The sequence below is a fragment of the Longispora urticae genome, from assembly GCF_053902585.1.
On the sequence record NZ_JAQZSH010000008.1, the window covers coordinates 113362 to 135589 of the forward strand.

21 protein-coding genes and 1 tRNA gene are annotated in these 22228 nt (G+C 72.1%); 10 read left to right on the forward strand and 12 right to left on the reverse strand.

The genetic code is table 11. The features are described from left to right. Positions 1-2: 2 nt before the first annotated feature. Positions 3-1283 carry a nicotinate phosphoribosyltransferase gene (locus PT931_RS04290; RefSeq protein WP_456244376.1) on the reverse strand — a complete coding sequence of 427 codons (1281 nt, stop codon included), beginning with the start codon at positions 1281-1283 and terminating at the stop codon, positions 3-5. A 183-nt stretch (positions 1284-1466) separates the two neighbouring features. Then, positions 1467-3155, reverse strand: a complete 1689-nt coding sequence (gene ctaD / locus PT931_RS04295) for an aa3-type cytochrome oxidase subunit I (protein ID WP_456244377.1) — start codon at positions 3153-3155, stop codon at positions 1467-1469. A 199-nt stretch (positions 3156-3354) separates the two neighbouring features. Between ctaD and PT931_RS04300 the strand changes: the two genes are divergently transcribed. The 3 genes from PT931_RS04300 (at position 3355) to PT931_RS04310 (ending at position 6228) form a co-directional block, all read left to right on the forward strand. Beyond that, positions 3355-4791 carry a flavin-containing monooxygenase gene (locus tag PT931_RS04300; protein ID WP_456244378.1) on the forward strand — a complete coding sequence of 479 codons (1437 nt, stop codon included), beginning with the start codon at positions 3355-3357 and terminating at the stop codon, positions 4789-4791. Next, positions 4788-5573, forward strand: a complete 786-nt coding sequence (locus tag PT931_RS04305) for an SDR family NAD(P)-dependent oxidoreductase (protein WP_456244379.1) — start codon at positions 4788-4790, stop codon at positions 5571-5573. Before PT931_RS04300 ends, PT931_RS04305 begins: the two co-directional genes overlap by 4 nt. Positions 5574-5646: 73 nt before the next feature. Then, complete coding sequence (locus PT931_RS04310) at positions 5647-6228, forward strand: hypothetical protein (protein ID WP_456244380.1); 582 nt, start codon at positions 5647-5649, stop codon at positions 6226-6228. A 136-nt stretch (positions 6229-6364) separates the two neighbouring features. Here the strand turns inward: PT931_RS04310 and PT931_RS04315 are convergent, their stop codons facing one another. Genes PT931_RS04315 through PT931_RS04325 form a run of 3 tightly spaced genes read right to left on the reverse strand, consistent with a single transcriptional unit; the run spans position 6365 to position 10194 of the window. Next, on the reverse strand, positions 6365-7627 hold the full coding sequence (locus PT931_RS04315; protein WP_456244381.1) for an AAA domain-containing protein: 1263 nt from the start codon (positions 7625-7627) through the stop codon (positions 6365-6367). Beyond that, complete coding sequence (locus tag PT931_RS04320) at positions 7620-9236, reverse strand: hypothetical protein (protein ID WP_456244382.1); 1617 nt, start codon at positions 9234-9236, stop codon at positions 7620-7622. Before PT931_RS04320 ends, PT931_RS04315 begins: the two co-directional genes overlap by 8 nt. A 40-nt stretch (positions 9237-9276) precedes the next feature. Then, positions 9277-10194, reverse strand: a complete 918-nt coding sequence (locus PT931_RS04325) for a hypothetical protein (protein ID WP_456244383.1) — start codon at positions 10192-10194, stop codon at positions 9277-9279. A 77-nt stretch (positions 10195-10271) separates the two neighbouring features. Here PT931_RS04325 and PT931_RS04330 point away from each other — a divergent pair, with 77 nt between their 5' ends. Continuing rightward, entirely contained in the window at positions 10272-10931 is a 660-nt protein-coding gene (locus PT931_RS04330) for a hypothetical protein (RefSeq protein ID WP_456244384.1), read from the forward strand. A gap of 25 nt (positions 10932-10956) precedes the next feature. On the opposite strand, the gene PT931_RS04335 is transcribed toward PT931_RS04330, so the two are convergent. The 4 genes from PT931_RS04335 to PT931_RS04350 form a co-directional block, all read right to left on the reverse strand. Further along, a complete protein-coding gene (locus tag PT931_RS04335; RefSeq protein ID WP_456244385.1) occupies positions 10957-11409 on the reverse strand; it encodes a hypothetical protein in 453 nt (150 codons plus the stop codon). Positions 11410-11477: 68 nt separating this feature from the next. Continuing rightward, positions 11478-12560 (reverse strand): winged helix DNA-binding domain-containing protein, encoded by a 1083-nt coding sequence (locus PT931_RS04340; RefSeq protein WP_456244386.1) that lies wholly within the window; start codon positions 12558-12560, stop codon positions 11478-11480. Further along, complete coding sequence (locus PT931_RS04345) at positions 12557-13183, reverse strand: TetR/AcrR family transcriptional regulator (RefSeq protein WP_456244387.1); 627 nt, start codon at positions 13181-13183, stop codon at positions 12557-12559. Before PT931_RS04345 ends, PT931_RS04340 begins: the two co-directional genes overlap by 4 nt. A gap of 160 nt (positions 13184-13343) precedes the next feature. Beyond that, positions 13344-15227 (reverse strand): ricin-type beta-trefoil lectin domain protein, encoded by a 1884-nt coding sequence (locus PT931_RS04350; RefSeq protein ID WP_456244388.1) that lies wholly within the window; start codon positions 15225-15227, stop codon positions 13344-13346. Positions 15228-15457: 230 nt separating this feature from the next. Between PT931_RS04350 and PT931_RS04355 the strand changes: the two genes are divergently transcribed. After that, a complete protein-coding gene (locus PT931_RS04355; protein ID WP_456244389.1) occupies positions 15458-15973 on the forward strand; it encodes a DUF4352 domain-containing protein in 516 nt (171 codons plus the stop codon). A 56-nt stretch (positions 15974-16029) separates the two neighbouring features. On the opposite strand, the gene PT931_RS04360 is transcribed toward PT931_RS04355, so the two are convergent. Further along, positions 16030-16557, reverse strand: coding sequence for a GlcG/HbpS family heme-binding protein (locus tag PT931_RS04360; RefSeq protein WP_456244390.1), 528 nt, complete (start codon positions 16555-16557; stop codon positions 16030-16032). 108 nt (positions 16558-16665) lie between these two features. Here PT931_RS04360 and PT931_RS04365 point away from each other — a divergent pair, with 108 nt between their 5' ends. The 3 genes from PT931_RS04365 (at position 16666) to PT931_RS04375 (ending at position 19233) form a co-directional block, all read left to right on the forward strand. Next, positions 16666-17811, forward strand: a complete 1146-nt coding sequence (locus PT931_RS04365) for a sensor histidine kinase (RefSeq protein ID WP_456244391.1) — start codon at positions 16666-16668, stop codon at positions 17809-17811. Beyond that, on the forward strand, positions 17808-18425 hold the full coding sequence (locus tag PT931_RS04370; protein ID WP_456244392.1) for a response regulator: 618 nt from the start codon (positions 17808-17810) through the stop codon (positions 18423-18425). Before PT931_RS04365 ends, PT931_RS04370 begins: the two co-directional genes overlap by 4 nt. Positions 18426-18603: 178 nt before the next feature. Then, on the forward strand, positions 18604-19233 hold the full coding sequence (locus PT931_RS04375; protein WP_456244393.1) for a histidine phosphatase family protein: 630 nt from the start codon (positions 18604-18606) through the stop codon (positions 19231-19233). Between the two features lie 202 nt (positions 19234-19435). On the opposite strand, the gene PT931_RS04380 is transcribed toward PT931_RS04375, so the two are convergent. Both PT931_RS04380 and PT931_RS04385 read right to left on the reverse strand, forming a co-directional pair. Beyond that, positions 19436-19508 (reverse strand) — tRNA-Ala (locus PT931_RS04380). 98 nt (positions 19509-19606) lie between these two features. Continuing rightward, entirely contained in the window at positions 19607-20197 is a 591-nt protein-coding gene (locus PT931_RS04385; protein WP_456244394.1) for a YqgE/AlgH family protein, read from the reverse strand. Positions 20198-20747: 550 nt separating this feature from the next. Between PT931_RS04385 and PT931_RS04390 the strand changes: the two genes are divergently transcribed. Then, positions 20748-21530: a methionine ABC transporter ATP-binding protein gene (locus PT931_RS04390; RefSeq protein WP_456244395.1), complete on the forward strand. Its 783-nt coding sequence runs from the start codon at positions 20748-20750 to the stop codon at positions 21528-21530. Continuing rightward, positions 21527-22156 carry a methionine ABC transporter permease gene (locus PT931_RS04395; protein WP_456244396.1) on the forward strand — a complete coding sequence of 210 codons (630 nt, stop codon included), beginning with the start codon at positions 21527-21529 and terminating at the stop codon, positions 22154-22156. The genes PT931_RS04390 and PT931_RS04395 overlap by 4 nt, the downstream gene beginning before the upstream one ends. Positions 22157-22228: the final 72 nt, after the last annotated feature.

Sequence of the window (22228 nt, forward strand, 5' to 3'; positions counted from 1 at the left end):
CGCTAGTGTCCTTCGGTCACGCTGACGGGGATGGCCGGATCGCCCGGCGACAGCTTGAGGCCCTCCCACGGGATGGAGATCAGGCAGTCGCGCAGGTGCGCCCGGCTCTCCGCCAGCGTAGGCAGCCCGGCCACGACGGCGCCAGAGCGCACGTACGGCCGCTGGAGCGCCCGGTCCCCCGCCAGGGCCTCGGGCACGCCCTGGGACACCACGACCTCCTCGGTGGCCGTACCCGTGGGCTTGTGCCGGCGCACCGCCGTCTTGCGGCCACCGATGCTCGCCTTGTTCTCGCTGCGCTTCACCACGGGCCGGCCGTCGACCTCGACCAGCTTGTAGACCAGGCCGGCGGTGGGCGCGCCGGAGCCGACCACGACGGCCGTGCCCGCGCCGTACGCGTCGACGGGTTCGGCCGCCAGGGCCGCGATCGCGTACTCGTCCAGGTCGCCCGACACGATGATCTTCGTGTCGGGGGCGCCCAGCTCGTCGAGCAGGTCGCGGGACTGCTGGGCCATCACCGACAGGTCACCCGAGTCGAGCCGGATCGCGCCCAACCGGGGGCCCGCCACCTCGACGGCGTTGCGGATGCCCTGCCGGATGTCGTACGTGTCCACCAGCAGCGTGGTGCCCTCGCCGAGGGAGGCGACCTGCGAGGCGAACGCGGCCTTCTCGTCGTCGTGCAGCAGGGTGAAGGCGTGCGCGGCGGTACCGGCGGTCGGCACGCCGTAGCGCTGGCCGGCCGCGAGGTTCGACGTGGACGCGAACCCGGCGATGTACGCCGCCCGGGCGCAGGCCACCGCCGCCGCCTCGTGGGTGCGCCGCGAACCCATCTCGATGATCGGCCGGCCCCGGGCCGCCGTGACCATCCGGGCCGCCGCCGCCGCGATGGCGCAGTCGTGGTTCAGGATCGACAGCAGCAGGGTCTCCAGCACGACGCACTCGGCGAACGTGCCCGTGACGGTCAGCAGCGGCGAGCCGGGGAACCACAGCTCGCCCTCGACGTAGCCGTCGATGTCGCCCGTGAACCGGTAGTCGGCGAGCCACTCGGCCATCCGGTCGTCCACGATCCGCCGGGACGAGAGGAACTCCAGCTCCGCGTGGTCGAACCGGAAGTCCCTGAGCTGCTCGATGAAGCGGCCGGTGCCGGCCACCACCCCGTAGCGGCGGCCGTTGGGCAGCCGACGACCGAAGGCCTCGAACACACAGGGCCGGTCGGCGGTGCCGTCGCGCAGGGCGGCGGACACCATCGTGAGCTCGTACTGGTCAGTGAAGAAAGAGGCCGTCACGTTGATCAGCTTAGGCTCCGGGCGCCACCGGCCCCGGCCACACAGGGTGATCCGCGCCACGGGCCGCGGGCCTGGCCGGGCGCGGGGAGGCCGCCCGCGCCGGTCAGGGCCGCCCGGGGCTCCCGCAGGGCGCACGGAAACGGGCCCTCCCCCAGCTGGGGAAGGGCCCGCGTCACGATCCGTCTACTCCTTGGGGGAGCCACTCACAGCCGGCGGCTTGTACCCGGGGACCAGCTCCGGGAACTTCTCGTCGAAGGCCGGGCGCTCGGAGCGGATCCGGGGCATCGAGTCGAAGTTGCGCAGCGGCGGCGGGCAGGTCGTCGACCACTCCAGCGAGGCGCCGTAGCCCCACGGGTCGTTCTCGGTGACCGTCCGGCCGGCCTTGTACGACTTCCACACGTTCCACAGGAACGGCAGGGTCGAGAAGCCGGTGATGAACGCGCCGATCGTGGAGATCTGGTTGAGCGTGGTGAAGCCGTCGCGCTCCTGGTAGTCGAAGTACCGGCGCGGCATGCCCTCCGTCCCCAGCCAGTGCTGCACGAGGAACGTGGTGTGGAAGCCGATCGTGGTCAGCCAGAAGTGCACCTTGCCCAGGCGCTCGTCGAGCATCCGGCCGAACATCTTCGGGAACCAGAAGTAGATGCCGGCGTACACCGCGTAGACGATGGTGCCGAAGAGCACGTAGTGGAAGTGGGCCACCACGAAGTACGTGTCGGACACGTGGAAGTCGATCGGCGGGGCCGCGAGCAGCACGCCCGACAGGCCGCCGAAGAGGAACGTGACCAGGAAGCCCAGCGAGAACAGCATCGGCGTCTCGAAGGTCAGCTGCCCGCGCCACATGGTGCCGATCCAGTTGAAGAACTTGATACCGGTCGGGACCGCGATCAGGAAGCTCAGCAGCGAGAAGAACGGCAGCAGCACCTGGCCGGTGACGAACATGTGGTGCGCCCACACCGTCATCGACAGGGCCGCGATGCCCAGCGTCGCGCCGACCAGGCCCTTGTAGCCGAAGATCGGCTTGCGGGAGAAGACCGGGAAGATCTCGGAGACGATGCCGAAGAACGGCAGCGCCACGATGTACACCTCGGGGTGCCCGAAGAACCAGAACAGGTGCTGCCAGAGCATGGCGCCACCGGTCTCGGCGTCGAACACGTGCGCGCCGAGGATGCGGTCGGCGGCCAGCCCGGAGAGGGCGGCGGCCAGGATCGGGAAGACCATCAGCACGAGGAGGCTGGTGACCAGCAGGTTCCACGTGAAGATCGGCATCCGGAACATCGTCATGCCCGGGGCGCGCAGGGTCAGGATGGTCGTGACCATGTTGACCGCGCCGAGGATCGTGCCCAGACCGGAGATGATCAGGCCGACGATCCACATGTCCGCGCCGGCACCCGGGGAGTGCGCGACGTCGGTCAGCGGCGAGTACGCGAACCAGCCGAAGTCGGCCGCGCCGTTCGGGGTGGCGAAACCCAGGACGACGATCGTGCCGCCGAACAGGTAGAGCCAGTAGGCGAACGCGTTCAGCCGGGGGAACGAGACGTCCGGCGCGCCGATCTGGAGCGGGACGATGTAGTTGCCGAAGGCGAACACGATCGGCGTCGCGAACAGCAGCAGCATGATCGTGCCGTGCATCGTGAACGCCTGGTTGTACTGCTCCGCCGACAGGAACTGGCCACCGGGCTGGGCCAGCTCCGCGCGCATCAAGAGGGCCAGGAAGCCGCCGATGATGAAGAACGCGAAGGCCGTGACCATGTACATGATCCCGATCTGCTTCGCGTCCGTGGTACGGAGCAGCCGGGCGAACGCCGATCCCTTGATGCCCTGGTGCACTGGCCAGGGGCGGGTCACTATCGGCTTCGGCTCGACAGCAGTCACGATCCGTCCTCCATCGCTGCTGGTGTACTGGCAGGCCAGAAATAGCCTGGCCGTATCCCGGACGCAGAATAGTCCTTCAGGGCCGCTCCCACCCCAACGGGTGGCAAAAACGCGCCGAGAGATCGTTTGGTTACCACCAGTCACACCCTACCCACGAGTAGGTAAGGAGGGTATGTTACCGGCAAGTAGAGGAGGATGAATGTATGACGTGATCATCGTCGGCACCGGCTTCTCCGGGCTGGGAATGGCCATCGCCCTCAAGAAGGCCGGCCGGGACAACTTCGTGATCCTCGAGAAGGCCACGGACCTCGGCGGCACCTGGCGGGACAACACCTACCCCGGGTGCGCCTGCGACATCCAGTCGAACATGTACTCCTTCTCCTTCGAGCAGAACCCGTCCTGGACCCGGGCCTTCCCCCGGCAGGAGGAGATCTGGGACTACCTGCGCGCCACGTCCGACAAGTACGGGGTGACCCGGCACATCCGGTACGGGCAGGAGGTCACCGGGGCCGAGTTCGCCGACGACCACTGGACCGTCACCGCCGCGAACGGGGAACAGGTCAAAGCCCGCGCGGTGGTACTCGGGATCGGGGCGCTGCACCTGCCCTCGTACCCGAAGATCAAGGGGTTGGAGACCTTCGAGGGGCCCGCCTTCCACTCCGCCGAGTGGGACCACGGCGTCGACCTGCGGGGCAAGCGGGTCGCCGTGATCGGCACCGGGGCCAGCGCCGTCCAGTTCGTGCCCCGGCTCGCCGCCCAGGTCGCCCGGCTCGACGTCTACCAGCGCACACCCCCGTGGATCATCCCGAAGGCCGACCGCCGGGTCGGCAGGTGGGAACAGGCCCTCTACCGGGCCGTACCCGCCGTCCAGAAGCTCTACCGGGGCAGCGTCTTCTGGCGGCTGGAGGCCAGGGCGCTCGGCTTCGTGCACCCCCGGCTGATGGGCATCGCCGCCATGGTCGCCCGGGCCCACATGCGCCGCCAGGTGCCGTCCGCCGACCTGCGCGCCCGGCTCACCCCGGACTACACCATCGGCTGCAAGCGGATCCTGATCTCCAACGACTACTACCCCGCCCTCGGCCGGCCGCACGTCGACCTGGTCACCGACGGCATCTCGCACGTCACCCCCACCGGCATCGTCACCGGGGACGGCGAACACCGCGAGGTCGACGCGATCATCTACGGCACCGGCTTCCACGTCACCGACGCGCTCAACGGCCAGCGGATCACCGGCCGCGACGGGCTCGCACTCACCGAGGCGTGGAAGGACGGCATCGAGACGTACCTCGGGATCGCCATCGCCGGCTTCCCGAACGCGTTCGTCCTGCTCGGGCCGAACACCGGCCTCGGACACAACTCCGTCGTGTTCATGATCGAACAGCAGGTCCGGTACGTGATGCAGGCCCTCGCGCTGCTCGACGACGCCCGCACCGTCGAGGTCCGGCCCGCCGCCCAGAAACAGTTCAACGAGGACATCCAGCGCAAGCTGCGCGGCGCGGTGTGGAACGCGGGCGGCTGCCAGAGCTGGTACCTCGACGAACACGGCGTCAACCGGACCACCTGGCCCGGCTTCGCCTGGAGCTACCGCACCGCCGTCCGCCGACTCAACCGAGCCCACTACGAGGTGAAACGATGATCTGCCTGATCACCGGAGGGGCCTCCGGCATCGGCCTCGCCCTGGCCACCGAACTCCTGGCCCGCGGCGCGCGGGTCATCATCGCCGACAACTCCCCCGCCACCCTCGTCGTCGGCGAGAAGCTCGGCTGCTCCGCCGTCGAACTCGACGTCACCGACGCCGCCGCCGTCCAGTACACCTTCACCGACCTCTGGGACCGGCACGGCCGGGTCGACGTCGTCTTCAACAACGCCGGGATCGCCTCCGGCGGCGTCGCCGAGGAACTCACCCTCGACCACTGGAACCGCACCATCGACGTCAACCTGCGCGGCGTCATCCACGGCGTGCACGCCGCCTACCCGCTGATGCTCCGCCAGGGCCACGGCCACCTCGTCAACACCGCGTCGCTGGCCGGCCTCACCCCCGCGCCCCTGATGGCCCCCTACACGACCACCAAGCACGCCGTCGTCGGCCTCAGCCTGGCGCTGCGGGCCGAGGCGGCCTCCCGGGGCATCCGGGTCAGCGCCGTGTGCCCCAGCTTCGTCGACACCCCGCTGCTCGACAACGTCAACCCCGATCTGCCGGGTACGAGCATCGGGCGCGACGTCAGAGCCAGGATCCCCGTTCCGCTGTACTCCGCGGAGAAGCTCGCCCGGGACATCCTGCGGGGCGTGGCCCGCAACAAGGCGTTGATCGTGGCGCCGTTCTCCGGTCGGCTCGCCTGGTGGGGCTCGCGCCTCGCGCCGGGCCTGGCGACGCGGATCGCGGGAATGCAGGTGACCAGGCACAACGCGGCCCGCTAGTCGTCGCCGTCGGGGGTCCGCACGCAACCGGGTGGCCGGAATTCGTCCGGACTCCTAATGTGGACAGCACTCGATGACTGGGAGGTCTGCGATGCGGACGGCGGCGCGGACCACCGCGGTGACCGCGTGCCTGCTCGCCCTCGCCACGGTGCTCTACTCCGCGTCCACCGGCGAGGGCACCCTGCTCTGCCTGCTCGCCCCGCTCGCCGGGATCGGCATCCTCGCCGTCGCCGCCAGCAAGCACTCCGAACGGCCCGGCGACGACGAACGGTTCGCCGTCAAGGAGAACCGGCTCTACCAGGAGATCCAGGAGACCCGGGGCCGGGGCGAGGACCTGTTCCACCACACCCGGGCGAGTCTGTCGCTCTACCAGTTCGTCGAGTACCCGGACCCGATCCAGCGCCGCCAGCTCAGCCTCGCCCAGCTCCGCCGCTGCGAACAGCTCTTCGAACGCCTGATCCGCCGCGCCGAACTGACCGGCCAACCGCACACGGCGGCCGGCCTGCTGACCCTGGTCACGGAGGCGGCGCTCAGCGGGCGGCTGTGGCTCCTGGCGGACTGGGGGGACGCGCAGCTGGAACGGGCGTTGGGGGACTACGTGCGGCGCGGGGAGCTGCGGCGCGGCGACGGCACCGAGGTCAGCTTCCGCGCCTGAACCGGCGACGAGATCGCCGGAGGCGGCAGCTGGGAACCTGACCCGGCCGGCGGCCCGTCACCGCGAGGCGGCCCGGCGCCGGGTGCGTCGGCTGGTCGGCGATCCCCGCCTGGTGCGCGGGCCGTTGTCGTGACCGTCAGGTGGCCCGGACGCGGTGGGCGTCGAGGTGGGTCATCATCGTCTGGTTCGCCGCCCAGCCGTCCGGGAACTTCACCGGCACGTTCAGCGCCACCGGCCCCGCCGCCGGATGCGCGTCCAGCAGCTCCGCGATCCCCGCCCGCGCCACGACCAGGCACGCGTGCCGGTGCCGCGACGCCAGGACGCACAACCGGCCCGACTCCAGGTGGAACGCCGTCGCGTCCCGTCGGCCGGACAGCGGGTGCAGGACGATCGTCACGTCGTACTCGCGGCCCTGGAGTCTGTTCGCCGTGTCCACCGTGACGTCCACGCCCCGGTCCGCGAGCGCCGCGCGGATCGCCGCCACCTGGTCGCGGTGCGCCGCCCCGACCGCCACCCGGGCCGGGGTCAGCGGGTGCGCGCCCTGCTCGGAGTGCCCGACCGCGCCCCGGGCCAGCAGGCGGGCCGCCAGGTCGGCGACCGCGTCCACCGCCTCGGTGTCCGTGCGGATCGCGTGCCGGGCCGGCAGCTCGTAGAGGGCCCAGCCGGTGTCGGCGGCCAGGTCCAGCGCCCGGTCGAGGGGGGTGTCCGAGCCGGGGCCGAGGTCGAGGCGGCGGTCGCCGGGCCCCGTACCCGAGGAGAAGCCTGTGAAGGGGTAGAACGCCTCCGCGACCACGGGCGCCGCCGAGGCGGGCAGCCGCCAGGAGACCGGCAGCCGGTGCACGGGCAGGTCGGGATTGTGCCGGAGCAGGACGGACACCGCGCTCTGCAACGGGTCCCAGGACAGCCCCGACCAGCGCTCGGCCTCCACGGTGGAGAACGGATCGAGCTGCCCCGGGTCGCCGACGAACAACGCGCGCTCGAACCGGGGCGCGATCCGCAGCAGAGCGTCGGACCTCATCTGGTACGCCTCGTCCACGATCGCCCACGGCCACGAACCCTCGGTCAGGGTGCCCCACTTCGCGGCCGTCGCGATCGTGACCCGCGCGCCGTCGAGCTGGGCGACCTTCTGGCCGATCCGGACGTTGTCCCTGGTCACCCGCTCCGACGGCCGGTACGCCGAGGAGGACAGCCGGCCGATCGTGACCGTCGGGTCCTTCGTCGCCAACCGGTCGATCAGGTCGTCGACCTGCTCGTTGGTCTGCGCGACGATCATCAGGTCGCCGGTGAGGTGCAGGGCGGCGCGGACCACCAGGGTGGACTTGCCGGCCCCGGGCGGGGAGTCGACCACGACACCCCGGTGCCGGGTACTCGTCAGGTCGGCCAGGATCGCCTCAACCACGGGTCACCTCACCCCCACCGTGGGTCCAGGGGGTCTCGTCGGGGAACGCCGCCGGGCGTTGGAACGTCTCGCTCAGGGACGTGTACACGAGCTCCTCGCCCACCTCGGGCACGCTGCCCGCCGCCGGCACCGCCCCGCGCCCCATGCCGCTGGTCAGCGTCAGCACCACCCGCAGGCCGTCGACCTCGGTGATCTCGGCGGCCTGCGCGCGGCGGGCGGGACTGGTCACGGCCCCCCGCAGGTGTACGGGCCGGGCCGTCTCCACCGTGATCCGCGGCCGGAGCTTGCGCCCCTCCTTGCGGTCGGGCTCCGTGTCCACCACCGTGCCCCGGAACGCCGCCCCGGTCAGCTGGTGGCCTGCCATCACCAGCGGATCGTCGAACGCGCGCTGCGCCTCGACCCGGGCCTGGGTCCGTTCGAGGCGGTCGAGGCGCGCGGCGGCGGCCACCGGGGAGTCGCGGACCGGCTGGGGCGCGGACCCTGCGACGAAGCCCGCGTACTCCGACACGTCCCACAGCCAGCGTTCCGGCACGCTCCGGGCCTCGGGCAGCGCGCGGAGCAGGTCGACCGCGTGCCAGACCTGGGCCCAGACGGGTTCGAGAAGGGCACCGACGGCCTTGGCGATCTGGGGGGCGGCCTCGGGGTCGCCCGCGTCGTACGCGTCGATCAGCGGGGCGAGGACCTTGTTGTCGAAGTCGGGGTCGGTCTGCGGGCCGGCGGTGGCGGCGGCCTCGTCGGGGACGAAGGGGTGCCCGGCCAGCGCGGGTGGGTCGGCCGGGTCGGGTGACGCGTCATCCGTCGACCGGGGTGCCCCACCGGCGGGGAGGCCGTCGATCCAGGCGAGGACCGAGGCGAGGTGTGCGTCCTCCACGGCGCTCTGGCCGGTGGCCCAGTGGCTGGTCAGGGCCTCGGTGACCGGCAGCAGGAGGGACGAGTCGGGGTGCTCGGAGCGGTCGGCGAGGAAGGTCAGCCAGCGGCCGATCCGGTCGCCGTCGCGGAAGCGGGTGGCGCGGCCGAGGAGGCGGAGGAAGTCGACGCCGGACCGGTTGGGGACGATGACCTGCACGTCGGGGCCTGCCAGCTCGTCGGGGGCGGGGCCGTCCGGCTGGGCCCCGTCAGATTCCGGCCCCGAAGGCGCCGTGGTGCCCGGCTGGGCCCCGTCAGATTCCGGCCCCGAGGGCACCGTGGTCACCGGCCGGGCCCCGTCGGATTCCAGCGGGGAGGGAGACCCCGGGTGCTCGCCGCCGGAGTCGGAGACCCCGGGCAGACCGCTCCCCTGGGTACCCGGCTCCGGGGTACCCGGCTCCGGGGTTTCCGGCTCCGAAGTGGTGGCCAGGTCGCCGACGAGGCTGGTGACCACCCGGCACAGGTCGTCGAAGAAGGCGGCCCGGAGCGCGCGGTCCCTGGGCTGGGGCACGACGAGGAGCCGCGGATCCGACCGGTCGGTGCCGAGCAGCACGGCCAGGGGCGCGGCCGCCTCCCCCGCCAGCGCCAACGGGATGAGCACGAGGGGCCGCCCGCTGAGGTACACGTGCCGCACGCTCGCGATCGGCTGCGCCCGGCCGACGGCGAGCGCGTCCACCTTGGCCAACGCCGCGAACAGACTCACCGGCCACCCTCCGCTGTGCGGCCCACCGGACCGGGCCGCCTCACGGGGTCGCCTCCGCCCGCAACGCCCGCGCCGTGGCCAGCAGCTCCGCGATCTCCGGATGCTCCGCCGAGGTGCCCCCCGCCGCGAGCGCCCGCACCTCGGCCACCGTCGCCACCCCGCCGACCGCGTCCCGCACCGCCCGGCCCAGCGTGTCGGTCTCCCCCGCGCAGCGGGCCTCCTGCCGGCAGTAGAACGCCAGCTCACAGGCCGCGAGGCACTCGGGCGCGTACCGCGCGGGCACGCGGGCCACCGCCTCGTCCGCCGTGGCCCCGTCCGGCAGCCCCTCGGCGAGGTCGGACACCCGGGTCAGGCGGGCCAGCTGGCGTTCGAGGACGCCGAGTTCGCGCCGGACGTCGACCAGGTTCGCGACGGGGGCGTTGGAGAAGTTCTCCGGGCACACCAGGTACACCTCGTGGCTGGTGTCGTGGCCGAGGCGGCGCAGGGCCAGGACGTGCACGGCGGCCTGGCGCGCGGCGGCGGCGACCTTGTCCCCGGGGGCCTGGCCGTCGACGACCGCGAACGACTTGACCTGGACGACGTGCAGCCGGCCGGCGGCGCGCAGCACGACCAGGTCGGGTTCGAGGGCGGCGGGCTCGCCGGCGATGTCGATGGTCAGCTCGACGGTGACGACCCGCGCGCCGTCGAGGGCGACGGCGGCCAGCAGTTCCGCGTACCCGTCGGCTCTCAGACGTGCCTCGAAGCCGAGCGTGCGGGTGATCGCGAACCGGGACTGGCCGAACCGCGCGGGGTGGCCGAGCCGGTCCGCGAGGGCCTTCTTGTCCACGCCGGCCGCGTCGAGCAGCCCGCGCCGGGCGCAGCCGGGATTGGCGGTGAGCGCGGCGATGGTCCGGGCGGTGTACCGCACCGGCGCGGCCCCGCCCCGCAGCCAGCGCAGCCGTTCGGCGAGCTCCGTCACGTGGGTGTCCTCCCTGATCTGCGGAGATTAGCAGCGGGCACCGACAAGTCCCCGGATCCGGGGTGACAATGGAGCCCATGACGACCTGGTCGGCGGACCCGCATCCGGGCGAGAACCGGTTCGCGGCGAGTACCGCCATCGCGGTGATGATCGCCGCGCAGGTCGCGTTGAACCGGGAGCTGACGTTCCAGCCGTGGTGGCTGCTGCCCGGGGTGGAGTGCGCGCTGCTGGCGGTGCTGGTGGTGGCGAACCCGTCGCGGTTCGTCCGGGAGTCGACGCTGATCCGGACGGCGAGCCTGGCGCTGATCGGCGTGGCGAGCCTGATCACGGCGTGGGCGGCGGCCCGGCTGGTCTGGATGATCGCGACCGGGCACGCGCCGGGCGACCCGGCGGTGCTGCTGCTGAACGGCGCCGGGGTCTGGCTGACGAACGTGGTGGTGTTCGCGCTGTGGTTCTGGGAGTTGGACCGGGGCGGCCCGGCCGCGCGGGCGAAGGGCCGGTGCCCCGATCCGGATTTCCTGTTCCCGCAGATGTCGACGCCGGAGCTGGCCCGGGAGGGCTGGCACCCGCAGTTCATGGACTACCTGTACGTGTCGTTCACCAACGCCGCCGCGTTCAGCCCGACGGACACGATGCCCCTGTCGCGGTGGGCGAAGCTCACCATGATGGCCCAGTCGGCGATCTCGCTGGTCACGGCGGCGCTGGTGGTGGCCCGGGCCGTCAACGTCCTGCGCTGAGGCCCGGGCCAACTCCCGAGGGGCGCTACTTGAACTGGTACCGGTAGGTGACCGTCCACACGTGGGTCGCGCCGGAGTCGATCGCCTCGTCCTGGGCGATGGTGGTCTGGGTGGTGCCGTTCCAGCCGCCGGGGCTCTCGACGCGTCCGCCGTCGCCGACCACGCCGGAGGACACCAGCGTGAGGGTGGGCGGGATCTGCAGGGTGTCGCCCAGGGTGTAGAAGCATTCCTCGGGGCCGTTGTTGGTCACCGACAGGGTGTGCTTCCGCTCGCGCTGCTTCGGGAAGCCGGGCACGGGCGTCGGCTTCTGGGTCTCCTTGCGGACCAGGCTCAGGTCGCAGGGCTCGTCGCGGGCCGGGGAGGCCACGTGCGAGCCCCCGGTGCCGGTCCCGACCGCGCCCGCCGGGCCCCCGGTCAGCAGGACGCCGAGCAGGGTGACGGCGAGCGCGGTGAACACCTTTGCGTGTACAGATCTCATGTCTTCCCCCGTAGGTCGTTTACGGGCACCATAAGACCAATTCACACTATATCGCTAGGAAACGCACCCTAGTTGGCATGGGAAAATTCCACTTTGTCGGTACCGGCCTCCGCGAACGCCAACAGCCCCGCCCCCTCCTCCGCGAGCGCCTCCCGGTCGGCCGGCCGCAACTCCTCGAACGTGTCGACCAGGAGCACCCCGTCGGCGATCTTCCAGGTGCCGGCCACGAACCCGTCGACCAGGACGGTGGCGGGGATCAGCCCGTTGACCGTGAAGATCCGCTTGCGGTGGCCGTCGTCGAGGATCCGGGACCGGTCGGAGTGCGACAGGATCAGGTTGTCGAAGGCCGCCACGAACCGGGGCCGGACCGGCAGGTCCCCGCCGGGCAGCGGCGCGTCGGGCACGTCGAGCAGTTCGGCCCCGGACTCGGTGCGGAACGTCCGCAGCCGGGGGCGGAGCCGGTCCACGATGGCCTTGATCCCGGTCAGCCAGGACCAGGCCTGGATGTCCTTCGTGGTGGCCGGGCCGAACGCGGCGAGGTAGCGCAGCACCAGCTCGTCCGGCGCGGTGTCGGTGGCCACGGGCGCGCCGATCCAGTCCTCGACCGTGCTGAACTGGGGCTGGCCGGACGCGCCCCACAGCCCGCGCGGCGGGGTCTGCACCATCGGCACGTACATCCGGGCGGCGTTGGACAGCGCCTGGTGGTCGCGGTCGGGCCAGTGTTCGAGCAGCGCCCTGCCGATCTCCGCCGGGGTGGCCGCCCGGCCGGTGACCGCGGCCCTGCCTGCGGCGGCGATCTCGTCCCGGGTCAGACCGGCGAGCTTCTTCGAGTACGTGCTCAGCAGCGCCTTCTCCAGCATCCCCTGCAGCGCCGGCCGGACGGCCAGGTAGTCCCGCGCGCCCGCCAGGTGCAGCGTGCCGCGCATCAGGGTGCCCCGGACCAGGGTGCGGTCGGCGATCAGGTCGGACAGGTCGGCGGGCCGGAAATCCGTCAGCCGGGACCACAGTCCGAAGTACGGCGGCAGCGGGGCCTGGGCCTGGAGCCCGACGAGGTGCTCGACCATGTCGGGGACGGGCATGGCGACCCGGTCGACGAGGTGCTGGCGGGCGAGGAGGGCCCGGTTGAGGTCGCGGGTGGTCAGCACGGTCATCGCGCGTACCGTCCGCTCAGCTCGGTCCAGTCGGGGGCCGGCCCCGGTAGTGGTGGCGCGTCGGGGTCGCGGAGCGCGGCGAGGTACAGGGCGAGGTAGCGCCGGCGGAGCTGCCGCACCCGGTCGGCGTCCCCGACGGTGACGGTCTGGAGCTGCTCGAAGATGAGCGACAGGTCGCCGACGACGATGTCGGGCCGCAGCCCGCCCCCGGCGATGGTGCGGGCGATGATCGCGTAGGTGAGCTCCCCCGCGCGCCGCCCGGCCTGGTTCAGCGCGTCGCTCGGGGTGAAACTGCCGGCGAGCCGCGCCGTGAGCGAGCTGGTCCCGGCGTCGACGCACCGGCCCATGAACTCCGCGAACGCCCGCCACGCGTCCCCCTCGTCCGCCAGGCACCGCTCGGCCTCCGCCAGGTACCGGTCCAGGCCGTCCGTGGCGAGGGTGTGCAGCAGGTCCTCCTTGCTGGCGTACCGGCGGTACAGGGCGCTGATCCCGACGTTGGCCGCCTCGGCGACGGCGGAGATCGGGGCGTTCGGGTCGGCGAGGAAGACCGTGCGGGCCGCGTCGAGGATGCGCTGGTCGTTGAGCGCGGCCTGGGCCTTGCGACCACTCAGGGGTGCAGTCATGCCCCGCACCCTATCATCGGAACGTAGCGTTCCGCTCCAAACATTGGGACGGGCACCCCCTCCCCGGGGCACCCGTCCCGCGCCGGCCCACCGGGAGTCGGGCACCGTGCCGACCGGAGCCGGGCACGGTGCCCACCGCCGGGAGCCGGCAGCGTGGCGGCTAGATCGGGAGCCGCCACTGCTGGTTGGCCGCCCCGTTGCAGTCCCACAGCCCCACCGGCGACCCGTTCGTCGTGCCGTACCCGATGTTGTCCACGCACCTGCCGGCGTTCGCGTTGAACAGCACCCCGTTCGGCCGGACCTCCCACACCTGGTTCGCCGCGCCGTGGCAGTCCCAGATCTGGAACGGCGCGCCGTTGCCGGTACCGAAGTCGATGACGTCCAGGCACTTGCCGCCGTACACCCGCAGCGTGCCGTCCGAAGCCACGGTCCAGCGCTGCGCGGCGGTCCCGTTGCACGTGTACAGCTGCACCCGGGTGCCGTTGTCCTCAATGCCGCCGACCACGTCGAGGCACAGGTTCGAGTAGACGCTCGACAGCGGCCCGCCGGTCACGGGCGCGCCCACGGTGACGGTGCGGCAGCCGAGGGCGGTCGACGGCGGCTCGTAGCCGGTGGCGCCCGGCGGCCGGTAGTTGCGCGCCCAGGCGCAGACGGTGTGCGGCCCGTTGGCCAGCGGGAACGTGGTGGAGAACCCGTGGTTGGGCCCGTAGTCCGGCCCGAGGTACGCGCCGACGTCCGGCCGGTTCTGGTTCGCCGTCAGCCGGGGCGTGCTGTGCCCGTCCACGGAGATGTCGATCCGGACCGGGGTGGTGCGCGGGGCCATGTCCTCGTCGGCGGCCCAGCCCGCGACCCACAGCCCGCCGGGCTGCGCGGTGACGGCGTCGAGACTGCCCATCGGCGCGTGGTCGGTGACCACCGGGGGAACGTAGGTGTCGACGGTCAGCGTGAGCCCGTACGCGTTGAGGATCTCGTTCACCGGCTGGAAGTACGTGACCCCGCCGGAGGAGCAGTCGCCGCTGCCTCCGGACGTGACGCCCTGGGCCTGCTGGCCGGAGACGAGCGCGCCGCCGGAGTCGCCCGGTTCGGAGCAGACGTTGGTCCGGATCACGCCGAAGACCGTGCCCTGGGGATACGTGACGGAGGAGTTCCAGGCCGTGATCTGGCCGCAGTGCAGCCCGGTCCTCCCGCCCGACCGGCACACCGAGGATCCGACGACCGCCTCGGCCGAGCCCTTCACGGTGATGTGGCCGCCCGCGTGGTTGTTGACCCACGGCCGGGGCGTACTCCCCGGCGTGGCCACCCACGCGTAGTCGTCGTTCGGGAACCGCGAGCCCTGGAACGTGCCGGACGGCGAGCTGGTGGCCGTCCCGGGGGTCCCGCAGTGCCCGGCGGTGACGAACCCGCCGTTGTCGACGGCGAACCCGACGGAGCACCACCCGCCCTGCATGTCGTACCGGTTGCCGCCGATCACGTCGGCCGTCGGAGCGGGGGCCTCTGCGGACCCGACCACGGACACCGCGCCGACGGGTACCCCGCTGGCGAGCACCGCGGCCTGGACATCCCCGAGGATCTTGGGCCGGGCGTGCACGGCGACCCGGTTGGCCGCCACGTCCACGAACGTGACGACGACCGGCAGCCCGGCGGAGCCCAGCTCCTTGTCCAGGCTCTCCTGGACCCCGCGCAGGTCGGCGGCGCTGTAGGCCACGACGGTCGCCTCGGCCCCGGCGTCACGGGCCAGCTCGGCAGCCTCCTTGGTGGTGACCGCGACGTGCGTGACAGTCGCGTCCGCCGACAACCACGTCCCGGCATAGGCCCCACCCAGGCTGGCCCGGAGCCGCCTTTCGGTCTGGGCGGCGCGTTCCTCGTTGACGATCCGGGCCTCGGCCTGGGCGGCGGTGAGCCCCAGGTCGCGCTGCATCGCCGTGACCAGGGCGGACGGGGCCGCGCCGGGGGTGGCGTGCGCGGGGGTGCTGACGGTGGGCAGCGAGCCGGCGACGAGGGCCACCAGGGCCGCGCCGCACAGTCTGTTTCGCAGAGTTCGCATGCCCCGAGTCAAACCCGGATCCGATGGGTACCGGCCTGGTTGCCGCGTTCAGCAAGTGGACATGGCCACAACACGCCAGCTCGGACGGGTACGACGACATCGACGGTCATTTCTTGTCTTCAGTGGAGGAACAAGTGGCGTTTCGGTCACACGTGAAGCGCTTTCCCTTAAGCGTGTATACAGTCCACAATGTCACACGCGTACCGCCCCCTCTCCTCGCTAGGACTCCCATGCGCAAGGTTGTGGCCGCCCTCGGCCTCGCCGGCCTGATCCTCCTGTCCGCCGGCTGCTCCGACGGGGGCCTCACCCCGGAACCGCGCCCCTCGATCAGCCTGGACAAGACCGCCACGGTGCCGGTGTCCCAGCCCCTGACCCTGGACTCGACCCTGCTGGGCGACCGCTCCGAGATCGTCGTCACCGTACGGTCGGCCCGCACCTCGCCCACGGGCACCCACGAGTACGACAAGCCCCGCGGCGAGTACGTCGTCGTCGACATCCTCATCGAGTGCAAGGCCGGCAAGTACCACGCGAACCCGTTCAACTTCGGGATCGTGACCGGCGACGGCACCAAGGGCACCCCGACCCCGTCGATGTTCCCGCCCGCCCTGGAGTCCGTCGACCTGAAGGCCGGCGCGCAGGTCTCCGGCACCGTGGTGTTCGACGTCCCCAAGGGCGCCTCGAAAGGCGCCCGGATCGCGGTCCGCGACACCCTGGGCGCCCGCGACATCGGCTACTGGACCCTCTGACGGGGCGGCGCCGGAGGCCGTGGACGACCTCCGGCGACCCGTACCCGGAAAATGGTCTAGCGGAGCGCGTCGATTCCCGCCTGGGCGTACTTCTCGTCCAGGTCGCCGCTCGGCGCCCCGCCGACCCCGATCGCGGCGACCGCCACCCCGTCGACGGTGACCGGCACGCCGCCGGCCAGGAACAACGTCCCCGGGATGTCGCGCACCGAGGGGTTCGTGCCCCCGGCCCGGGCCACCAGCGCCGAGGTCGGCTGCCCGAACGACACGGCAGTGAACGCCTTCCGCTTCGCCGACTCGTCCGTCTGCGGCCCGGCCCCGTCGCCGTGCAGGGTGACCCGGACGACACCGGAACGGTCCATCACCACGACGGTGACCCGGTGCCCGCCCTTGGCGGCCGCCTCGAGCGCCTTCGACGCCGCCCGGCTCGCGGCATCGATGGTCAGGACCTGGGTGGACTGGGTGATCGGGGACTTCTTCGCGGCCGCCGGGGCCGGGTCGTTCGCCGCGAGGGCGACGCCGGTGGAGGCGACGACGGTGGCGAGGCCGGCCACGGTACCCAGAACTGCTGTGCGTCGGTTCATCATGGGTTCGAGCCTGCCCGGGCGGGGCCGGCCGCACCTGGTGCGGAGGATGGGTCCCCGAATCAACCCAATGGTTGATGCCATCCCACCGGGCCGATCTATGTTGGGGCCATGCGCAGTTGGATGCACGCCGGGTTCTACCTGCTGCTGGCCGCGTCCGCCTCCCGCTACGTCGCCCGGCACGGCCTGGCCGGCGAGGCCCCCCTGGTCCTCGGCCTGGCCGGCGCCCTGGCCATCGCCTACAGCGTCGGAATGCTCTGGCCCGTCCCCCGCACCCCGTGGTTCGCGGGCATGCTCGCCGGCTGGCTCGTCCTGGTCCTGCTGGCCCCGAGTTTCGCCTGGTGCGCGGTACCCCTCCTCTTCGTCGCCCTCGGCCAACTGACCACGACGGCGGCCATCGGCGTCGCGGCCGGCCTCACCGCCGCCGTGGTCCTCGCCCAGCTCCGGCTGGCCGACCGGTTCGACCCCAGCCTGGTCCTCGCCCCGGTGGCGGTGGCGACCATCGCGACCGCCGCGTACCTCCGCCTCGCCCGCACCAGCGAGGCCCTCGCCGTGAGCGAACGTCGCGCGGGGGTACTCGATGAGCGGCAGCGGTTGGCGCGGGAGATCCATGACACCCTCGCGCAGGGGCTGTCGAGTATGAATCTGCTGCTCCAGGCCGCCGATCGGGACTGGGTTGCCGCCCCGGAGGTCGCGCGGGGGCATGTGCGGCAGGCTTCGGCGGTGGCTCGGGAGAATCTGGTGGAGGCGCGGCGGGTCGTGGCGGATCTGACGCCTACCGCGTTGACGGAACAGACGTTGGTGGCGGCGCTGCGCCGGCTGTGCGCTGGTGCCGCCGGGCTGCACGGCTCCGGCGCCGGTGGCGGGCCGCCCACCTCCGGCACTGGTGCTGCCGGGCTGGCGGGTCCCGCTCTGTGCGCCCTGACCGTCGAGGGCGAGCCCTACCCGCTCGGTGGGGAGATCGACGTCGCGCTGCTGCGGGTCGCGCAGGGGGCGCTGGCGAACGTGGCCGAGCACGCGCGGGCCGGGCGGGTGGCCGTGACGTTGACGTATCTGCCGGACTCGGTGGCGTTGGATGTGCGGGACGACGGGGTCGGGTTCGACCCACTCGCGGTGGCTCCGGCGTCCGGGCGCGGGTTCGGGCTCGACGCGGTGCGGCAGCGGGTAGCCCTGCTCGGCGGGACCGTCTCCGTCGAAAGCGCCCCGGGCGAGGGCACCGCCATCGCGGTGACAGTGCCGACGGCCGGTGCGGCATGAGAGTGCTCCTGGTCGACGACCATCCCGTGGTACGCGCCGGCCTGCGTGCCCTGCTCGCCGGTCAGCCCGGGCTGGAGGTGATCGGGGAGGCGGGTACGGGCGAGGAGGGGGTCGCGCTCGCCGCCGCCCTGCACCCCGACGTCGTGCTGATGGATCTGCAGCTCGGCCCCGGTATCGACGGCGTGGCGGCCACGGAACGGGTGCTCGCGCTGCCGTACCCGCCAAGGGTCCTGATTCTGACCACATACGACACCGATGCCGACATCGTGCGGGCGGTCGCGGCCGGGGCGACCGGGTATCTGTTGAAGGACGCTCCCCCGGAGGAGCTGTTCCGGGCGGTCCGGGCCGCCGCTGCCGGGGAGACGGTGTTGTCCGGGCCGGTGGCGTCTCGGCTGGCCCGGCGGGTGCGGGAACCGGGGCTGACATTGAGTCCGCGGGAGGTGGAGATCCTGCAACTCCTCGCGGAGGGGCTGACCAATGAGCAGATCGCGGGGCGGTTGTTCATCAGCCGGGCGACGGTGAAGACGCATCTGGTGCACATCTTCGGCAAGCTGGGGGTGGACTCGCGCACGGCGGCGGTCACCACGGCCATGGAACGCCGCCTGATCCGCTGACCAGGGCGGTGCTCCGTGGCCGGGTCGGGGCCTTGGCTGGGTCAGGTCGGTTCCGGAAGGGTCGAACCCCGATCCTCATCCCGCTCTTTGCTCGAGCGCCAGCTGTGGCGGCAGCTCGGCATCGGCTCCGGCCTGCGGAGCGGGCGGGAACTCGGACGCTTTCGTATCGTCAGCGGCTATGCGTACCCGGATGGTGTTGATCAGGCATGGCGACTCGGTTCACAAGGCACAGCGGGTCATCGGTGGTCCGCGAGCATGTGGCGGCCTGACGCCTCTCGGCCACGAGCAGGCCGCGCAGCTCGCGTCGCGCGTCGAAGCACAGGCCGCAGGCTGGGGCCCGGTCGCGGTGTACTCCTCGACGCTGCGGCGCGCGCGGGAGACCGCCGCGCCGATCGCCGGCATGCTGGGCGTTGCCGCCGTCGCCGATTGCGGATTGTGCACGTGGCACACGCCCGCGTACGCCGACGGGATGCCGGTCGTCGAACTCCACCGCGACCACGGCCTCGAAGGTGGCGGAGTGTTCCGCCCGTTCGAACGCGACAACGAGACGTGGGCGGACCTGGTCACTCGGGTAGCCCGGGCGCTCGTCGACATCGCCGCACGTCACCGGGGCGGAACAGTCGTTGTGGTGGGGCACGCCGAGACGGTCGCGGCTTCCTTCAGCGGACTCGGCCTGCTCGGCCACTACTACCCCTTCGAGCTGGCGAACGTGCGCAACACCGCAATCACCGAGTGGGTCACCGAGGACGATCCGGCGCGGTTCCCACCGGCACGCTGGACACTCGTGCGCTTCAACGACGCCTCGTAGACGGCCTACCCGGGACGCAGGCGGTGCCGGTACCGCTCGCACGGGCGTAGCAGCCGGCGTTGTCGGCTCGGACGGTGCCCGGGTGCACCTCGTTCGTCGAGACTGGTCCGGCGCAGTACGGGATCGGAAGGGCGGCGCCACAGACGGCGAAGAGGCTCTGATCCGGAAATTGGATCAGAGCCTCGGTCGTTCCTCACAAGGGTGGAGCTGAGGGGACTCGAACCCCTGACCCCCACACTGCCAGTGTGGTGCGCTACCAGCTGCGCCACAGCCCCTTGCCACGTCCGCTCCCGCGTTCGCCTGGGCAATATTACACAGCCACCCCCCACCACGCGAACTCGGGGCAACCCCCACCCCACACCGGGGCAAATGATCAGTTCAGCGTCGGATCAGCCGGATAGTGCGCCAGAGCAGCCGTCAGCCCGCCCTGGCGTCGCAGCACCATCGCCCAGAGATCATCCGGCCGCGGCATGAACGGGTCCCCGGGCAGCGCGTCGTACACGAACCACGACCCCTCGGCGATCTCGTTCTCGACCTGGCCGGCGCCCCAGCCGGCGTACCCGGCGAAGACCCGCAGGCCCAGCAGCTGCTCACCGAGCCCATCGGGATCCCCCGACAGGTCGACCGTCCCGACCCCGGCGTGGATGGGCAGGAAGCCGGGGAGCTCCTTGGCGTCCGGCCGGGTGCGGGCCAGGCAGATCGCGGCCTCGGGCTGCACGGGGCCGCCCTCGAACAGCACCCCGGGCTCCCCCGCGAGCCGCCCCCAGGCGGGCAGGACCTCCAGGACGCGGACCTCGGTGGCCCGGTTCAGGACGACGCCCAGGGCGCCCGTCTGGTCGTGGCTGACGAGCAGCACGACGGTGCGCTCGAAGTTGGGGTCGCGCAGCATCGGGGAGGCGACGAGCAGCCGGCCAGCCAGCAACTCCACCGCCATCCCTCCGGTCATGTCCGGTTCGTGCCGCATACAGCGAACCTAGCGTTCAAGGCGGCCAAACGGGAGAGGGTCTTCGGAGATTCTGCGACAGAAAACAGGCCTGAGAATTGTCGACCCGGGACCTTCTCATCGATACTCACCGTTCCCCCGGGAACACGCCCCGGAATCGCGGCGGTACGGTGCGGCACGGATGGGGCCGCGCGGCGGAAGGACCGGCGACCGGTCGACCTCCCGACCCGGGCGACGTCGAGCCCCGGCCGCGCGGACCGGCCGCCGTCAGGCTCACCCCCCGGACCAAGGCCGACCGGTTTCGTGAGGCCGCTCACGATGAGTTACGTGAGTCCGGTTCGGGTGCCTAGACTTGCGGCTATGACAGCCCTGCGCACCCGTCCGCACCTCGACCGTATGGTCGTCGGTGTGATGACGCCGCGCGCCTGTCGAATGTGTAGCTGCCGACTCTAAGTCGCGCCCCGCCTGCACTCTCCGTGAAGTCTTCGCGCCGCTGAGGCGCATCCCCACCCTGCCTGACCGCCCATGGCGGAGCCTTGCGGCTCCAATATCCGTCATTTCAGGAAACCCCATGATCAAGATCAGGAACATCACCAAGAGGTACGGCGCCCACGCCGCCCTCGACGGCGTGGACCTCGATGTCGCCCCCGGCGAGGTCTACGGCATCCTCGGCCGCTCCGGAGCCGGCAAGTCGACCCTGTTACGCACCGTGAACGTCCTCGAGCGTCCGGACGCGGGGACGGTCACCGTGTTCGGGCAGGAGCTGACCAGTCTGGGCGAGGGCGACCTGGCCCGGGCGCGCCGGCGGATCGGCATGATCTTCCAGCAGTACCACCTGCTCCAGCGGCGTACCGTCGCGGCGAATGTCGCTCTGCCGCTCGAACTCGCGGGCCGCACCAAGGGTGACCAGCGTCGCCGGGTGGCCGAGCTGCTCGACCGGGTGGGTCTGGCCGACAAGGCGGGCGCGTACCCGGCGCAGCTGTCCGGCGGGCAGCGCCAGCGGGTCGCGATCGCCCGGTCGCTGGCCGCCGAGCCGCACGTGTTGCTGTCCGACGAGGCGACCAGCGCGCTCGACCCGGAGACGACCACCTCGATCCTGGGGCTGCTGCGCGACCTGAACCGCGAACTGAACCTCACGATCCTGCTGATCACCCACGAGCACGGCGTGATCCGCCAGGTGGCCGACACGGTGTCGGTGATCGAGGCCGGCCGGATCGTGTCCACGGAAACCACCGCGGAGTTCACGGCCCGCTCCGGGGCCCAGGCCGGCGACGCGACCGCTCCGGCGGCGTCCGACCTGGCCACGGCACCCGGCCCGTCGGCCCGCCCCGCAACGAACGGCCCCCAGTCGTGATCGACCTCCTCGGCCCCGCCACAGTGGAGACCCTGGAGATGGTCGCCGCCACCTCCGCCCTCGCGGTCCTCGGCGGCATCCCGCTCGGCGTCTTCCTCACCCTGGCCCCGAAGGCGATCGCCCGCCCCCTCGGCGCCGTCGTCAACGCCGGCCGGTCGCTGCCGTTCATCATCCTGCTCATCCTCGTGATGCCGCTGACCAGGGCGGTCGTCGGCACCACGATCGGCCCGGAGGCGGCGATCGTGCCGCTGGCGCTCGGGGCGATCCCGTTCTACGCCCGGCTGGTCGAGTCGTCGCTGCACGAGGTCGACCCGGGGCTGCTGGAGGCCGGCCGGTCGCTCGGCATGCGTACCTGGCACCTGGTCACGAAGGTTCTGCTGCCCGAGGCCCTGCCGAGCCTGATCCGCGGGTTCACGGTCACGGTGGTCGCCGTCATCGGGTACTCCGCGATGGCCGGCGTGGTCGGCGGCGGTGGCCTCGGCGACCTGGCACTGCGGTACGGCTACCAGCGCTTCGAGACCGACATCCTGCTGGCCACGGTGGCGCTGCTCATCGTGCTCGTGCAGGCCATCCAGTCGGGCGGCGACCTCCTCGCCCGACGCCTCGACCGCCGGGGCCCGAGCTGACCACCCGCCCCGGCCCGAGCCGCCCAACCCGGCCCGAGCCGAACAACCCAGTCTTCGCGGTCCCACCGCGAA

What these genes read in the sequence shown, in the direction of transcription:
- PT931_RS04300 (WP_456244378.1), top strand. Translation starts at nt 3,355, where the DNA reads ATGTATGACGTGATCATCGTCGGCACCGGCTTCTCCGGGCTGGGAATG.
- PT931_RS04305 (WP_456244379.1), top strand. Translation starts at nt 4,788, where the DNA reads ATGATCTGCCTGATCACCGGAGGGGCCTCCGGCATCGGCCTCGCCCTG.
- PT931_RS04310 (WP_456244380.1), top strand. Translation starts at nt 5,647, where the DNA reads ATGACTGGGAGGTCTGCGATGCGGACGGCGGCGCGGACCACCGCGGTG.
- PT931_RS04330 (WP_456244384.1), top strand. Translation starts at nt 10,272, where the DNA reads ATGACGACCTGGTCGGCGGACCCGCATCCGGGCGAGAACCGGTTCGCG.
- PT931_RS04335 (WP_456244385.1), bottom strand. Translation starts at nt 11,409, where the DNA reads ATGAGATCTGTACACGCAAAGGTGTTCACCGCGCTCGCCGTCACCCTG.
- PT931_RS04340 (WP_456244386.1), bottom strand. Translation starts at nt 12,560, where the DNA reads ATGACCGTGCTGACCACCCGCGACCTCAACCGGGCCCTCCTCGCCCGC.
- PT931_RS04345 (WP_456244387.1), bottom strand. Translation starts at nt 13,183, where the DNA reads ATGACTGCACCCCTGAGTGGTCGCAAGGCCCAGGCCGCGCTCAACGAC.
- PT931_RS04350 (WP_456244388.1), bottom strand. Translation starts at nt 15,227, where the DNA reads ATGCGAACTCTGCGAAACAGACTGTGCGGCGCGGCCCTGGTGGCCCTC.
- PT931_RS04355 (WP_456244389.1), top strand. Translation starts at nt 15,458, where the DNA reads ATGCGCAAGGTTGTGGCCGCCCTCGGCCTCGCCGGCCTGATCCTCCTG.
- PT931_RS04360 (WP_456244390.1), bottom strand. Translation starts at nt 16,557, where the DNA reads ATGATGAACCGACGCACAGCAGTTCTGGGTACCGTGGCCGGCCTCGCC.
- PT931_RS04365 (WP_456244391.1), top strand. Translation starts at nt 16,666, where the DNA reads ATGCGCAGTTGGATGCACGCCGGGTTCTACCTGCTGCTGGCCGCGTCC.
- PT931_RS04370 (WP_456244392.1), top strand. Translation starts at nt 17,808, where the DNA reads ATGAGAGTGCTCCTGGTCGACGACCATCCCGTGGTACGCGCCGGCCTG.
- PT931_RS04375 (WP_456244393.1), top strand. Translation starts at nt 18,604, where the DNA reads ATGCGTACCCGGATGGTGTTGATCAGGCATGGCGACTCGGTTCACAAG.
- PT931_RS04385 (WP_456244394.1), bottom strand. Translation starts at nt 20,197, where the DNA reads ATGCGGCACGAACCGGACATGACCGGAGGGATGGCGGTGGAGTTGCTG.
- PT931_RS04390 (WP_456244395.1), top strand. Translation starts at nt 20,748, where the DNA reads ATGATCAAGATCAGGAACATCACCAAGAGGTACGGCGCCCACGCCGCC.